Genomic DNA, 14,700 nt, shown 5'->3' on the forward strand with positions numbered 1-14,700 from the left:
GAGGGAAAGCAATGGAATATTATTTCCAAGTCCGCTGGGGAGACACAGATGCGGCGGGAATTGTCTTTTACCCGAATTTTTATAAGTGGATGGATGAAGCATCCCATCACTTTTTCGCCAGCCTTGGGCATTCAACATGGAAATGGTTTCAAAAAGAGAGAATCGGGATGCCGATTGTCGAAGCGAAATGCACGTTTCATGCCCCGCTCTTTTTTGAGAACCAGGTTTGTGTAAAGTGCACGATCGTCGAATTGTGGGAGAAATCGTTTCGCATTCAGCATCAGTTTTTCCGTGGGGAGAAGCTTGTTGCCGAAGGGTATGAAGTGCGGGTGTGGACGACGTTTGCCGGAGACAGGCCGAAAGCATCCCCCATTCCAGACGAGCTTCGTGAAAAGATGAAACAGGAAGCAGCCATGATCACACACAAGGAGGGATTATGAATGAAAATTATCAACTACCGATTAGGGGATGCGGTGCGTGCTGGATGCATCGTGGATCACCAAGTCATCGATCTTCATCAAGCATATGTGGCGCGGCTTCGAGCAGAAGGGCACCCGCGCGCCGAACAGCTTGCCGCGGCGCTCGTTCCGTATAATACGATCGAGTTGCTTGAAGGCGGGGAGAAGAGCTTGGAAGAGGCGCAAAAAGCGATGGAATTCGCGTTAGAAAACGGGCTTGTGATCGACCGTGCGAGCGTCAAAATCGAAGCGCCAATAGTAAAGCCAAACAAAATCATTTGTGTCGGCCACAATTATCGCGAACACATTTTGGAAATGAAACGAGAGTTGCCAGAATATCCGGTTATTTTCGCTAAGTTTAGCAACGCGATTATTGGCCCAGAAGATGACGTTCCGTTGCCGCCGATTACGAATCAGCTTGATTATGAAGCTGAATTTGCCTTTGTCATCGGCAAACGGGCACGGAACGTGAAGCAGGCGGATGCGCTCGAATATGTCGCTGGGTATACGATTGTCAATGACGTCACAGCAAGGGATTTGCAGCGGCGAACGATCCAATGGCTGCAAGGGAAAACGCTTGATGGGAGTGCGCCGATGGGACCGTGGCTTGTCACGAAGGACGAAATTCCTGATCCGCATTCGTTGGAGATTTCATTGACCGTTAATGGGGAAGAGCGCCAACGGTCGAATACGAGAAACTTAGTGTTTAACGTCCATTATCTTGTTGAGTTTTTGTCCCATATCATGACGCTTGAGCCTGGGGATGTCATCTGCACCGGAACGCCGGGTGGCGTCGGGGTGGCCCGCCATCCGCAAGTCTTTTTGCAACACGGGGATGTTGTACGTATTGAAGTGGAGCGCATCGGCGTGCTGGAAAATCGGGTTGTTGCTGTGCCAAGCCAGGTGGAGGTGGAGTCGTCATGCCGTTGATTGCGCAATACCGGAAAGAAATAGAAGAAGCAGTAAAAAAGATCATTCAAAAGGTCAGTTTGTTGCCAGAGGATGTGGTCCGTTGGAAGCCGTCTGACGATGAATGGTCGATCATGGAAATTCTTTGCCACGTCGAAGAAGTGATCGGCTATTGGACGAGGGAGCTTGTACGCGTCATTCAAGCCGGCGGTGGCGAGTGGGGCCGTGGGCTCAATGATGAAGCGAGATTGGCGGCGGTTTGCCAGGCGGATGCCCGCGCTGTCAGTGAAGTCATCCATGGAATTGAGCAGGCAGCGATATGGGCCGATGAACAATTGGCGACCTTAAGCGATGAACAGCTGGCGCTCGAAGCGCCGCATCGCAATCCGAAATTTGGCGCCAAGCCGATGACGTTTTTAGTCGAGCATTTTTTGACCGAGCATTTAGACGGCCATTTGCGGCAAATTGAACGAAATTTGCACAGGCATGAAGCCGTGCAATCGAAACAATGAGAAGGGGGAAGTTCGTATGGCGGAAACGAATCCGTTTTTCCAAAGCAAGGAAGTGAAAGAGTTTACAAAAAAAATTGAACAGTATCATTTAGGTCCGCTTTGGGAAGCGATTCCGGACTTGATGCATAAAGAGCCGAGGCCGGAAGCAGTGCCGTATTTATGGAAAGGAGAGACGATCCGCAAGCTGCTTTTAGAGGCGACGCAAATTTTCACACCGGAACGGGGCGGCGAGCGGCGGGCCATTTACTTGCAAAACCCGGGACTTAAACAACGCCAGCCGTGGGGGTGGGCGTCAACGACAAATACGCTGTATGCGGCCGTCCAGCTCATCTTGCCAGGTGAAACGGCTCCATCCCACCGTCATACTCAAAACGCCATGCGGTTCATTATAGACGGAAAAGGGGCCTACTCCATTGTCCAAGGCGAACGGCTGTTTATGGAAGAGGGCGACTTTCTCATTACTCCAGGCGGATTATGGCACGGTCATAGCCATCCTGGCGAAGGACCGATGTTTTGGATGGATTGTCTAGATATTCCGTTTATTTACGCCACAGGCGGCACGTTCTTTGAACCGTATCCGGACGGCATCGAGCCGCCAGCGCTTCCGGACGATTATTCGGCGCGCAAGTACCGCGGCGGTATGGTTCGGCCGATTGGCGACCGCCAACCGAAAGCAGCGCCGCTTGGGTTGTATAAATGGAAGCAGACGGAAGCGGCGTTGGAGGGGCTTAGCGATTTCGAGCCCGATCCGTACGATGGCATCGCCGTTGAGTACATCAATCCATCGAACGGTCAGACGGCCAATCCCAACATTAGTGCGTGGATGCAAAAATTGCCGGTCGGTTATCATTCCAAGGCCCACCGTCATACGTATTCGGCGATTTACCACGTGTTTAAAGGAGAAGGATATACGGTCATTAATGGCGTCCGCTTTAACTGGACGAAAGGCGACTATTTCGTTATCCCGAACTGGGCTTGGCATGAGCATGTGAATACGTCGAATGAAGACACGCTTCTGTTCTGCGCCAACGATTTGCCGATCATGGAAAAGCTCGGATTGCAGCGTGAGGAAGCATATCCGAACAATAATGGTCATCAAACGGTTGTTAGAGAGTTTGAGCCGGCGGCGGTGTTTAGCTAGACAGCATTCCCCTGTGACTGCGAACAGTTGCAGGGGAAATTTTTGTACGGTTAGCCATTCTAGCTATGGTGCACATGGGCCACGAATGGCTAGGAGCGAAAAAGAATGAGCACGGTTTCTTCGCTTGGGCAAAGGGGGATGAACAAGTCGAACAGTCGCTTCGCCAATTCTGTAAATTAGCCCACTATTTTGGGGCCACTTTTTTTAACTTATTTTGGACTAAAATTCGGAAATACCTCGCAAAATGCTTGCGAATTCTCTCCGATTTTGCACGCTTTTTCCGACGGCTTGCACACTATTTCAAACGAGAATCGTAAAACCAAAAGGAACCACTTGACTTGGCAATGTGGACAACGATGGATCGACGGAAAAGCATTCTGCTTCCTGCATAGGTTTGCACATCGACTCCAAAGCCGTACAATTGAATCATGATCTCGCTCTCCCCCTCCGAAACAATTCACTAAAAATTTAGCACGCTCTTTCAGAAAAGGGGAGCAGAGCATCCTGAAGGAATTTGCAAAAAAGAAGATTTTTTATGCGGAAATAAAATGATAATTCAATCAGAATGTCCTTTTCTCTCAAATGGTGCAAACCATTGTTTGGGACATGTGAGAGCCTTATCATAAAGCGATTCAATTAGCGACGATCGTCATTGATAAATACCATGTTGTTCAAAAAGTCATACAAGTCTTAGACAAAGTTAGAAAAGGATTGGCAAAACTAAAAAATTTTCATCAGCATGATCATATTCTTTTTTTGTTTTTGTAAAAAAACCTATAGATAGACAGTTCTAAGAACATCACACACCAATAATCTTTTATTGTCTATCTATAGGGAAGATGAACATACTAGAATACTTCTCTATATCCGCTTCTCTTTTTCATTTCGATAAAATTCGTGGAACATTTTCATTAATGCCCGCTTTTCGATGCGGGAGACGTAGCTTCTGGAAATGCCAAGCTCCTTGGCGATTTCGCGCTGGGTTTTTTCCTTTTGCAAATCCAGTCCAAAACGGCTGATAATCACTTCTTTTTCCCGCTCATCCAGCACATCAATATACTTTTTGACTTGCTCGATTTCCATGTTTAAATGAATCTCGTCGGCGACATCCTCTCCTTCAGATTTCAGCACGTCGATAAGGCTGATTTCATTTCCATCGCGATCCTGTCCGATGGGTTCATGAAGGGATACATCCTTTTTTGTTTTTTTCAAGGAACGAAGGTGCATAAGAATCTCATTTTCAATACATCTTGCTGCGTAGGTTGCCAGCTTGGTTCCTTTTCCTTGGGAGTAGCTTTCAATGGCTTTGATTAAGCCGATGGTGCCGATCGAAATTAAATCCTCTGCGTCCTCTCCTGTATTCTCAAATTTTTTGACAATGTGAGCGACAAGCCGCAAATTATGCTCAATAAGCAGGTTTCGCGCTTCTTTATCGCCTTCTGCCATTCTCTGTAAATATTTTTCCTCTTCTTGAGCGCTTAGTGGTTGGGGAAATGCGTTGTTTTTAATATATGAGACTAGAAACATTAACTCTTTGATAAGGAATGCCAATGCGGAAAAAATGCCAGACATGTCTTCACCCCACCCTTTTCGTTTTAGGCATGTGCCTACTTTATATGTATGAACAGGGAAGATTGTCTGTGTTTGGACATCTCAAAAAAAGAAAGGTAATAATTTACATTATTATACGAATATTCTTGACATACTAAAATGAACATATTAGAATAACTTTTGTTGCTTTATGTCTGAAAGGGGGATCGTACATGAAAAAAATCGGATTAGCATGGCAAATTTTAATCGGCTTAATTCTTGGAATTGTTGTCGGAGCGATTTTTTATGGAAATCCAGCAGTAGCCACGTATTTGCAACCGATAGGAGATATATTCCTCCGTTTAATTAAAATGATTGTGATTCCAATTGTTGTTGCAAGTCTCATAGTGGGGGTTGCTAATGTCGGTGATATAAAAAAGCTTGGAAGATTGGGCGGAAAAACAATTATTTATTTTGAAATTATTACAACAATAGCAATCGTTGTGGGCTTATTAGTCGCTAACGTGTTCCATCCAGGTACCGGCATTAATATGAAGTCGCTTGAAAAGACTGATATTCAATCGTATGTTGATACGACGAATGAAGTGCAGCACCATTCCATGATTGAAACCGTTGTGAACATTGTCCCTAAAAACATCTTTGAATCACTCTCAACAGGAAACATGCTCCCGATTATCTTCTTTTCTGTTATGTTTGGTTTGGGTGTTGCTGCGATCGGGGAAAAAGGAAAAGTGGTATTACAGTTTTTCCAAGGTGTCTCCGAAGCGATGTTTTATGTCACAAACCAAATTATGAAATTTGCTCCATTCGGTGTATTTGCTTTGATTGGTGTAACGGTTTCGAAGTTTGGGGTACAATCGCTTATTCCGCTAAGTAAGCTAGTTATCACAGTGTATGGAACGATGCTTTTCTTTGTGATCGTCGTTCTTGGAGCAGTTGCTCGATTAGTTGGAGTGCGGATTTGGCACTTCATTAAAATTTTAAAAGATGAGTTAATCCTTGCTTACAGTACATCCAGTTCAGAAACAGTACTGCCGAAAGTGATGGAGAAGATGGAAAAATTCGGCTGTCCGAAAGCGATTACATCTTTTGTCATTCCGACAGGCTATTCGTTTAACCTTGATGGATCTACGCTATATCAAGCATTGGCCGCTATTTTTATCGCACAGCTATATGGTATTGATCTGTCGATTTCGCAGCAAATTTCACTACTGCTCGTGCTTATGATCACATCAAAGGGAATTGCAGGAGTGCCTGGCGTGTCGTTTGTTGTTTTGCTGGCGACTTTAGGAACGGTGAACATTCCGATTGAAGGACTGGCCTTTATCGCTGGAATCGACCGAATTTTAGATATGGCACGCACAGTGGTAAACGTAATCGGAAACTCACTGGCTGCTGTTGTTATGTCTAAATGGGAAGGACAGTACAATGAACAGAAAGCAGTAAAATATATAGAGGAAATCACGCAGAAAAGTGCGTAATGATATCGCGGCTATCTCATTTATGGGATAGCTGTTTTTTATCGGTCCCGTTATTTTTATTTTTTTCTGTCCAAACATATAGTATAATCTTGATTTGAGTGAATATGGTTTTAATGAGGAGCTTGGCTCGTGAAGTAGGAGGAAGAACGATGCACGAATTGATCCAAAACATTCTAATGTTTTTAATCGATTTAGGCTACATAGGAATCGCGCTGGCATTGATGATTGAAATCATCCCAAGCGAAATTGTTTTGGCATACGCCGGGTACTTAGTATCGCGTGGAGAAGTATCGTTCACTGGAGCGGTTATTGCAGGAACGATCGGTGGGACCATCGCACAGCTGTTCCTTTATTGGATGGGGCTTTATGGAGGGCGTCCGTTTTTGGATAAATATGGGAAATATTTGTTGATTAAGAAAAAACATCTTGATTTATCTGAAGAATGGTTTAAAAAGTACGGTTCAGGGGTTATTTTCACAGCCCGCTTTATTCCGGTTGTCCGCCATGCTATTTCCATTCCGGCAGGGATTGCTAAAATGCCATGGACGAGGTTTACTTTGTATACGACGTGTGCCATTATCCCGTGGTCTATTTTCTTTATTTTTCTTGGGGAACGTCTCGGAAGTAAATGGCAGGAAATCGATGAGTTCGCTCAGCCGTATTTACGGCCAATTATCATTATCGCTATTGTAATCACTGTTTTATATGTAGCCTTTCATCTTTATCGTCGTCGGAAAAACAGATAAAGATGTGCTAAATGCTTACGCTCGCTTTTCTTTGATTTTGTTTGCGAAGCAGCAGGCTTCTTTTTGCCGATTGAAGCAGAGCGATATCAACAAACATCCGCATTTGCCATCTTTGAAGCATTTTGCTCATGTCCCTTTTCCATGTTTGATAAAAGGGAATCGTTTGAATGGATGTATTGTTGCTATGAATATTAATGGGGAAGCAATGACTCGATTAAAACAAAAAATCTCTAGTATGGCTTTTCACGGGAAGGTTGTCCCAACCACAAACGGCTTCACTAATTTATCAATGCATCGGAAGCGCCGCTGTATCGCGCGAGCGCGCGAAAAAGATAAGCGATTTGTGCGTCCAGCGGCTTTCAAAGATGCCTTTCACTTCAATAAAGAATCTGTTCCAAGCTGAACGGAACCGAATGTGATTCTGTTATGAAAAGCGGAAAAGGGGGATAACATGAGCAAGCTAGAGGCGTTTATTCTAGGGATTATCCAAGGATTAACGGAGTTCTTGCCCATTAGCAGTACGGGTCATTTATATTTAGGAAGACATCTGTTTGGATTGGATGAAGCGGGGCTGTTTCTTGATACGATGCTGCACATTGGAACGTTGTTTGCTGTTTTTGCTATCTATAAGAAAGAATTGCTTTATATGATTCGCAGGCCGTTTAGCAAGCTGACTTTTCTGTTGATTGTCGGCACGATCCCGGCCGTAGTCATCGGACTGCTGCTTCAAGATTATTTTGAAGAGATCTCAAAAACAGGTGTAACCATCGGTTGGGAATTTCTCATTACAGGCGTATTTTTATGGTTTGCGGATGGCATCAAAAACGGCTATAAACGGATGGAAAATCTCTCATATACGGATGCGTTTGTCATTGGAATGTTTCAAGCCGCTGCTATTTTTCCAGCGATTTCTCGTTCCGGTCTTACGATTGTTGGAGGGTTAATGCGGAAATTAGATCGGGAAACCGCAGCTTATTTCTCCTTCCTCTTATCGATTCCAGCAATTGCGGGAGCGATCGTCTTACAATTCGTGGATGTATTCGCAGGCAAAGCGGAAAACATTTCTGCTGGCGCATTGTTTATGGGCACACTCTCTTCTGCTATATTTGGCTATATTGCTGTGAGGTGGATGATTCAATATTTACAGAGACACTCGCTAAAAGCATTTGCCGTATATGTATCGATTCTCGGTTTACTTGTTCTCTCTCTTCAGATGACAGGAGTTTTTTAAAGCGGTCCGTAGCTTGTGGCCGTTTTTTTATTGATTATACAGAATGAATCGGCTATATTTAACATAGCGTTGACTCGAAAAGAAACAGAGATGGGATGAATAAGGGACGATGATAAAAAAATGGCTTGTAGTGATTGTGATTATTGCAGTTGGTTGTTTTTTAATTCCTTATAGCTTGCCGCTTATTTTAGCATTTATTACCGCGCTGTTGCTGGAGCCGGCCATTCAGAAGTTAATCAAAGGCGTTCGGTTAAAACGAATTCATGCTGTAACGATTGTGTTTTCCCTGTTTGTGCTAGTGATCGGTTTTCTTTCTTATTTTATTGTGGCCATTTTGGTTCAGCAAACGATGATGTTTTCACAAAAACTGCCATTTCTTTTGTCAGAGATGACCAATGTGGTGAATCAGCTTATTCGACAATGGCAATCTTACTCAAGCTCTATTCCGAAGGAGATTATCGTTTCACTTGAAAATAGCGTAGAAACTGTTAAGAATTTATTGTTGTCGTTTGCAACCAATTTCACTCAGTCGATGATTCGCTATATTACGATGATTCCGGAATTTATTATTCACTTTCTTGTCTATCTCGTAGCTCTTTTTCTCATTAGCCTAGACTGGCCGCAGTTAAAGAAAGGGTTTGAAAACCATTTATCCGACCGCACCAAGCAGCGTCTAACCATTATCGTCACGCAACTCAGCCGCGCAGGCATCGGCTTTATTAAAGCACAATTTTTGTTAAGCCTTATTACCTTTCTGTTAGCCTTAGGAGGCTTGCTCATATTAAGAGTCGATTACCCGATCCTTTTTTCGCTTTTAATCGTGATTGTTGATATTTTGCCGATTTTAGGAACAGGGTCGGTGCTTGTACCATGGGGGATTTTCAACATTATGAACGGCCATAGCGGGACAGGAATTGGCTTAATTGTTTTGTTTGTGCTGATTACTGTTATTCGCCGAACAATCGAACCCAAAATTTTCTCTTCTAACTTGGGAATCAGCTCCCTGGCTGCGTTAATAAGCGTATATTTAGGCTTCCGCTTACTGGGGGTGGCGGGGCTGTTCATTGGCCCAGCGCTTGTCATTATTATCGAGGCCATGATTAAAGCAGGAGTGATTAAATTTACATTTAAAATTTAAAAAGGCTGACATCTTGTCAGCCTTTTTCATATATTTCCTGAACTCTGGGAAAGAATTCAGGAATGGGAAGTTTAGTTGGCTGTTGTGTTTGGCGCAATTAAAATCTCGACGCGTCGGTTTTTCATGCGCCCCTCTGGAGTAGCATTAGATGCGACCGGCTTAAACTCGCCATAGCCTTTGGCGCTGAATAAGCGGGGATCGAGCTGTTTGTTTTCTAATAGCAGCTTCATAAAGTTGACAGCCCTCATGACGCTTAACTCCCAGTTGGATGAAAAGTTGGAGTTGCGGATCGGCACATTGTCTGTATGGCCGCTAACGATAATGTTGCGCGGCGGATTCATGACAAGCAGCCGAGAAATTTCTGATGCGATTTGTCGGTCTTGCAGCCTTACTTCAGCGCTTCCAGAGTCAAATAAAACATCGTTTAAAATGGTGACCAACAATCCTTCTTCCGTTAGCGTTGTTTTTAGTTCACCTTGCAAATGCTGCTGTTCGATATATTGATTAATTTTTGCTTGAATTTGCTGCAGCTCTTTCTGTTCATTTTTCGCTTGTTGATTTTTCGTTAGTTTTTCCTTATCTGGCAGCGATGTTTGGGGATTGTCCTGCTCTACAGGGCTTGGGAAATCCAAGACTCCTGCTCCGCCCGATAAAGCGCTGCTGAAGGAGCGGGCGATCTCTTGGAATTTTTTTTGATCGATCTGGCTGCTTGCGAATAAAACGATAAAAAGCGCAAGCAGCAATGTCAAAAGATCGGCATAAGGAATCAGCCATGATTCATTAATATGGTCATCATGCTGCGACTTCTTTTTTTTACTCATCTTTTGCCTCTCCCTGCTCCATTAATTTTTTTCGTTCTTTTTCTGGGAGGTAGGACGCTAATTTTTGTTCGATTGAGCGAGGCGCCTGTCCTTCTAAAATGGACAACACTCCTTCAATCATGACTTGTCTGACTTTTACCTCTTCCTTCGATTTTTGTTTTAGCTTGTTAGCAAATGGATGCCATAATACATATCCGGTAAAAATCCCTAATAGTGTCGCAACGAATGCGGCACTGATAGCGTGTCCGAGCTCGGTTACATTGTCCATATTTCCCAAAGCTGCGATCAATCCGACCACTGCCCCCAATACTCCAAGCGTCGGAGCATATGTACCTGCTTGCGTAAAAATAGCGGCATTCGCTTGATGACGTTCCTCCATAGCCGCAATTTCTTCAGACATGACATCGCGAATAAAGTCTTGCGTTTGCCCGTCAATCGCAAGGCTGAGTCCGTTACGTAAAAACGGATCATCGATTTCGGCGACTTTTGCTTCGAGTGCCAGTAATCCTTCACGGCGTGCGATATTCGCCCATTCAACAAACAAAGGGATCAGCTCTTCAACAGTTGGAATCTTTTGTTCCTTAAAAATGACGCCAAACAGCTTAGGAAGACGTTTAATGTCACGTATAGGGAAAGCAATTGTCACAGCAGCTGCCGTCCCGACAATGATAATGAGAAAAGCAGCTGGATTCAGCAAAACGCTTGGGCTGACTCCTTTAAAATACATTCCGAACCCTACCGCAATAATACCAAGAATAATGCCGATAATTGTCGTTTTATCCAAAATAACCCCTCCATTACTTGCTCAAAATGCTATGATGATTGCTTCGTCTTTGCTCGACACATATGATGTATTCAAATTTATCATATAATTAATGCAATAGCTTGAAAAGAGAATTTAGTATGAAACTTAAAAAATATGTAAGATCATGTTGAAAAATGATGATAAAAACAGTCATTTTTTTTACAAAAGATGTAAATGGCAGAAAGTATCCGAATGCTTCTGTGAAGCGGTTCGCTGGTTGACATGGGAACGGCAAAAGCTTAAATAGCGGGAAAGGGAGAACCCGTCTCTGGATTTCAAAAAAAGCTGCCCAAGGAGATTGGGCAGCAAATTTACATTTTTTTGAGCTTAAAGGTTCCAACCATGAGAAAAGATAAAATCATGATTAGGAAAATAAAAAATTGTGGCGGGAAATAGTGGATCGTTAAATAACTCAAGGTGAGAAGCACACCAGCTGCTGTGATAGGCAAGCCGGAAAAATAGCCGTTATTTTCGGTAATATTAAATCGCGCCAAACGAAATGCCCCGCAGCCGATATATAAAATCGTAAAAAACGCGCCAGGCGCTCCAAAATCGTGCAATAAACTTTGATAAATCAATAGTGCAGGAGCGACTCCAAATGATATAATATCACTCATTGAGTCCAACTGTTTGCCGAGCTCAGATTCAATATGAAGCTTCCGAGCTACCGTTCCATCAAAGCGGTCAGCGAGTGCTGCCAAAAAAATGAGCAACAGGCTGGCATTTAATTGTCCTTTCATCGTGAATATAACGGATAAGCCTCCCAAGGCAAGATTCGTTAATGTTAATATGTTAGCGGTGTGTGTTTTTAGTTTCTTTAGCGTGTGATCCAGATAATCCGATAAAAACATTTCTCCTCACTCCTTTTCAACTATGGAACGGAACGACAAATATACACTTCCCATTATAAGCATTTTATTTATAATATGGGAAGTAGTAAAACATGATTTTACATAAAATTGGAGGGAATATGGTTGTTAAAATGGTTATATCGCTTCATGATTGAATTAACAAATCATGCAGTTTCTTCAAAATTCATTGCTTTTTTTACCAAATCACGGTTAAGTGCTTGGTTAATACCATCCTATGCAAAAATATATCGAATTAATCAAGAGGAGATGGAAAAAAGCTTAAATCATTACAAAACGCTTCAACAATTATTTATTCGCAAGCTAAAAGAAGGAGCAAGACCGATTGATGAAGCGGAAGACAGCATCATTAGCCCGGTGGATGCGGTTATTGAAGACATTGGAATCATCAGTGAACAAAAAGATATCACTGTGAAAGGAAAGCAGTATTCAATTCCAGAAATGCTGGGAAGTGATGCTCTAGCTGAAAAATATTTAAACGGACTCTTTGTTATTTTATATTTGAGCCCAAGTCATTATCATCGAATTCATAGCCCAATATCTGGTGTTGTAACTCGCCAATGGTCACTTGGCACAAAATCCTATCCTGTGAATCGGCTTGGTCTAAAATATGGAAGGCGGCCGCTATCGAAAAACTACCGAATGATTACAGAGGTGAACTCAGATGGTAAGCATGTGGCCATTGTGAAGGTAGGGGCTATGTTTGTCAATAGCATAGAGCTTACCCATCCTCACGATCAATTGATTAAAGGACAAGAAATGGCCTATTTCTCATTTGGTTCGACCGTTGTTTTATTATTTGAAAAAGATAGCGTGGAGATCGATTCGCGAATGACGGTCCCGATGGCCATTAAAGTAGGAGAACGAATCGGATTTTGGAAATAAAAATAAAAAAAGAGCCTGATGGCTCCGTTATTATGATGAAAGCTTGATTTTATGTCCTAATGAGCGTCGGAGAATTTCTCTTTCAATCATTTCAATAAACTCAGGGCTTAGCTTAAGCTCCTTCGCTTTATAATACGATTCGATAAGCAAATCGTCCGGTAAACGCTTCATGGTGAGAAACCTCCTTTAACAATGGTATAAAAGTAACAACCAATACATATAATGGTAAGTTATCTTTCCTATACTTTACCACGATTATGCATAGAGAACAATCGTTCTAATATCCACAACAAACAGTGGATAATATGTGGAAAAGTTGTTTATAAGCATTAAAAAGCATCATAGATGGCTTGTGAATGATGTGAGTAAACTTATCCACAACTTGAAGATATGAAGAATTTTGTCGAAAAATTTTTTAGGTTTGTATATATTTGTCAAAGTTTGTTTTGAAACTGGCACAAAAATTATGTATGATGAGGGAAGCTGGAAGAGAAACGAAAGGTGTGGGAAAATGCTTCAATATTTTTTGCCGAATGAATATGTCAAAAGTGTTCTTGACATCACTCCAGATGAATTAAAGCAAAAAGGAATCAAAGGAATTATCACCGATCTCGACAACACGCTGGTGGAATGGGATCGCCCGGCTGCGACGCCACAGCTTATCAAATGGTTTGCGGAAATGAAAAAACACGGCATTCAGATTGTGATCGTGTCTAATAATAATGAAAATAGAGTGAGAACGTTCGCAGCTCCTCTTGAGATCCCTTTTATTTTTGCAGCGCGGAAACCTATGGTTCGAGCGTTTCGCCAAGCTTTGCAGGAAATGAATTTGAAAAAGGAGGAAGCGGTTGTCATCGGCGATCAATTGTTGACTGACATACTGGGTGGAAACCGGCTTGGCATGCATACGATTTTAGTGGTACCTGTAGCGCAAACCGATGGATTTTGGACGAGATTCAATCGAAAAATCGAACGAAAGCTGTTAGAGATGATGAAACGAAAAGGAATGGTTTATTGGGAGGAATGAGAAGATGATCCGTTGTATTGGTTGCGGAGTGCTGATTCAGACAGAAGATCAAAATAAAATAGGCTATGCCCCTCCTGCCGCTTTGGAAAAGGAAGAGGTCATTTGCCAGCGTTGTTTTCGACTCAAGCATTATAATGAAATTCAAGATGTCTCTTTGACAGATGATGATTTTTTGAAAATTTTGCATGGAATTGGCCAATCGAATGCATTAGTTGTAAAAATTGTTGATATTTTTGATTTTAACGGCAGCTGGCTGCCAGGGCTGCATCGTTTTGTTGGACGCAATAATCCGATTTTGCTTGTCGGCAACAAAGTAGACTTGCTTCCGAAATCTGTTAAATACAATAAGCTTGTGCAATGGATGAAAACATCTGCAAAGGAACTAGGGCTTCAGCCGCTAGATGTGTGCTTAATCAGCGCTGCGAAAGGAATTGGCATCAAGAAAGTGATGGAAGCGATAGAGAAGCATCGTTCAGGAAAAGACGTATACGTAGTCGGCTGTACCAATGTGGGCAAGTCGACATTTATTAATCGCCTGATTGAAGAGGCGACAGGTAAAGGAAGTGTCATTACAACCTCATATTTTCCAGGTACAACGCTAGACTTGATCGAGATACCGCTTGATGATGGGGCCATGCTTTATGATACTCCTGGGATTATCAATCAGCACCAAATGGCGCACTATGTCGATAAAAAGGACTTAAAAAAGATTACTCCGAAGCGGGAAATTCATCCAAAGGTGTACCAAGTCAACGAACAGCAGACCCTATTTTTTGGGGGACTGGCTCGGCTTGATTATGTAAAAGGAGGACGGCGCTCGTTTGTATGTTATTTTTCCAATGAATTACTGATTCATCGAACAAAAATAGAAAAGGCCGATGAGCTTTATGAGAAACAAAAAGGGGATTTGCTGCAGCCGCCGCGAAAAAGCTATGCAGAGGAGTTTCCTTCTTTAGTTGCCTACTCGTTTACCATTAAAGAGCCAAAAACGGATATTGTTTTTTCTGGACTCGGCTGGGTGACGTGCAACGAGCCGGGAGCTCATGTCGTCGCACATGTGCCAAAAGGTGTGAACGTGCTGCTTAGGAAATCGCTGATTTAATTTCGTTGTTTTAGGGGGAGAAGA

At 42.8% G+C, this 14,700-nt stretch carries 18 protein-coding genes and 1 pseudogene; 12 read left to right on the forward strand and 7 right to left on the reverse strand.

Annotated features, from left to right (window positions below; all coding sequences use genetic code 11):
- Nucleotides 1–11: 11 nt before the first annotated feature.
- The 4 genes from GFC28_RS17645 to GFC28_RS17660 are packed head-to-tail and all read left to right on the forward strand — an operon-like array spanning nt 12 to nt 3,020.
- Nucleotides 12–440, forward strand: a complete 429-nt coding sequence (locus GFC28_RS17645; RefSeq protein ID WP_044744608.1) for an acyl-CoA thioesterase — start codon at nt 12–14, stop codon at nt 438–440.
- Nucleotides 441–1,388, forward strand: coding sequence for a fumarylacetoacetate hydrolase family protein (locus GFC28_RS17650; protein WP_044744607.1), 948 nt, complete (start codon nt 441–443; stop codon nt 1,386–1,388).
- Nucleotides 1,379–1,879, forward strand: coding sequence for a DinB family protein (locus tag GFC28_RS17655; protein ID WP_044744606.1), 501 nt, complete (start codon nt 1,379–1,381; stop codon nt 1,877–1,879). The genes GFC28_RS17650 and GFC28_RS17655 overlap by 10 nt, the downstream gene beginning before the upstream one ends.
- A gap of 16 nt (nt 1,880–1,895) precedes the next feature.
- Entirely contained in the window at nt 1,896–3,020 is a 1,125-nt protein-coding gene (locus GFC28_RS17660) for a cupin domain-containing protein (protein ID WP_044744605.1), read from the forward strand.
- 295 nt (nt 3,021–3,315) lie between these two features.
- Here GFC28_RS17660 and GFC28_RS20030 read toward each other — a convergent pair whose 3' ends face one another.
- Complete coding sequence (locus GFC28_RS20030) at nt 3,316–3,450, reverse strand: hypothetical protein (RefSeq protein WP_255363068.1); 135 nt, start codon at nt 3,448–3,450, stop codon at nt 3,316–3,318.
- 125 nt (nt 3,451–3,575) lie between these two features.
- On the opposite strand from GFC28_RS20030, the pseudogene GFC28_RS20340 reads away from it, so the two are divergent.
- Nucleotides 3,576–3,746, forward strand: a pseudogene (locus GFC28_RS20340) (transposase); the annotation flags it as partial.
- A 135-nt stretch (nt 3,747–3,881) separates the two neighbouring features.
- Here GFC28_RS20340 and sigK read toward each other — a convergent pair.
- Nucleotides 3,882–4,592, reverse strand: coding sequence for an RNA polymerase sporulation sigma factor SigK (sigK, locus tag GFC28_RS17665; protein WP_044744603.1), 711 nt, complete (start codon nt 4,590–4,592; stop codon nt 3,882–3,884).
- A 191-nt stretch (nt 4,593–4,783) separates the two neighbouring features.
- Between sigK and gltP the strand changes: the two genes are divergently transcribed.
- Together gltP and GFC28_RS17675 are read left to right on the forward strand one after the other, a co-directional pair.
- The gene (gene gltP, locus GFC28_RS17670; RefSeq protein ID WP_044744602.1) at nt 4,784–6,052 is read left to right on the forward strand and encodes a glutamate/aspartate:proton symporter GltP; all 1,269 of its coding nucleotides are present in this window, start codon (nt 4,784–4,786) and stop codon (nt 6,050–6,052) included.
- Nucleotides 6,053–6,201: 149 nt separating this feature from the next.
- Nucleotides 6,202–6,798 (forward strand): undecaprenyl phosphate transporter UptA, encoded by a 597-nt coding sequence (locus tag GFC28_RS17675; protein WP_044744601.1) that lies wholly within the window; start codon nt 6,202–6,204, stop codon nt 6,796–6,798.
- Between the two features lie 7 nt (nt 6,799–6,805).
- On the opposite strand, the gene GFC28_RS20035 is transcribed toward GFC28_RS17675, so the two are convergent.
- Nucleotides 6,806–6,928, reverse strand: coding sequence for a hypothetical protein (locus GFC28_RS20035; protein ID WP_255357487.1), 123 nt, complete (start codon nt 6,926–6,928; stop codon nt 6,806–6,808).
- 321 nt (nt 6,929–7,249) lie between these two features.
- Here GFC28_RS20035 and GFC28_RS17685 point away from each other — a divergent pair, with 321 nt between their 5' ends.
- Nucleotides 7,250–8,029 (forward strand): undecaprenyl-diphosphate phosphatase, encoded by a 780-nt coding sequence (locus tag GFC28_RS17685; protein WP_044744600.1) that lies wholly within the window; start codon nt 7,250–7,252, stop codon nt 8,027–8,029.
- A gap of 112 nt (nt 8,030–8,141) precedes the next feature.
- Entirely contained in the window at nt 8,142–9,167 is a 1,026-nt protein-coding gene (gene ytvI / locus GFC28_RS17690; protein ID WP_044744700.1) for a sporulation integral membrane protein YtvI, read from the forward strand.
- 71 nt (nt 9,168–9,238) lie between these two features.
- Here ytvI and motB read toward each other — a convergent pair whose 3' ends face one another.
- The 3 genes from motB to pssA form a co-directional block, all read right to left on the reverse strand.
- On the reverse strand, nt 9,239–9,988 hold the full coding sequence (motB, locus tag GFC28_RS17695) for a flagellar motor protein MotB (RefSeq protein ID WP_044744599.1): 750 nt from the start codon (nt 9,986–9,988) through the stop codon (nt 9,239–9,241).
- Entirely contained in the window at nt 9,981–10,772 is a 792-nt protein-coding gene (motA, locus tag GFC28_RS17700) for a flagellar motor stator protein MotA (protein ID WP_044744598.1), read from the reverse strand. Before motA ends, motB begins: the two co-directional genes overlap by 8 nt.
- Before the next feature lie 332 nt (nt 10,773–11,104).
- Complete coding sequence (gene pssA, locus GFC28_RS17705; protein ID WP_044744597.1) at nt 11,105–11,644, reverse strand: CDP-diacylglycerol--serine O-phosphatidyltransferase; 540 nt, start codon at nt 11,642–11,644, stop codon at nt 11,105–11,107.
- 123 nt (nt 11,645–11,767) lie between these two features.
- On the opposite strand from pssA, the gene GFC28_RS17710 reads away from it, so the two are divergent.
- Complete coding sequence (locus GFC28_RS17710; RefSeq protein ID WP_044744596.1) at nt 11,768–12,547, forward strand: phosphatidylserine decarboxylase; 780 nt, start codon at nt 11,768–11,770, stop codon at nt 12,545–12,547.
- A 30-nt stretch (nt 12,548–12,577) separates the two neighbouring features.
- Here the strand turns inward: GFC28_RS17710 and GFC28_RS17715 are convergent, their stop codons facing one another.
- Nucleotides 12,578–12,718, reverse strand: a complete 141-nt coding sequence (locus tag GFC28_RS17715) for a sporulation histidine kinase inhibitor Sda (protein ID WP_063504925.1) — start codon at nt 12,716–12,718, stop codon at nt 12,578–12,580.
- A gap of 340 nt (nt 12,719–13,058) precedes the next feature.
- Here GFC28_RS17715 and GFC28_RS17720 point away from each other — a divergent pair, with 340 nt between their 5' ends.
- Together GFC28_RS17720 and yqeH are read left to right on the forward strand one after the other, a co-directional pair.
- Nucleotides 13,059–13,574, forward strand: coding sequence for a YqeG family HAD IIIA-type phosphatase (locus GFC28_RS17720; protein ID WP_044744699.1), 516 nt, complete (start codon nt 13,059–13,061; stop codon nt 13,572–13,574).
- Between the two features lie 4 nt (nt 13,575–13,578).
- On the forward strand, nt 13,579–14,676 hold the full coding sequence (gene yqeH, locus GFC28_RS17725) for a ribosome biogenesis GTPase YqeH (RefSeq protein WP_044744595.1): 1,098 nt from the start codon (nt 13,579–13,581) through the stop codon (nt 14,674–14,676).
- The last annotated feature ends 24 nt before the right edge of the window (nt 14,677–14,700 follow it).

Origin of the sequence: Anoxybacillus sp. B2M1 (assembly GCF_001634265.1) — a bacterium.
Classification (GTDB): Bacteria; Bacillota; Bacilli; order Bacillales; family Anoxybacillaceae; genus Anoxybacteroides; species Anoxybacteroides rupiense.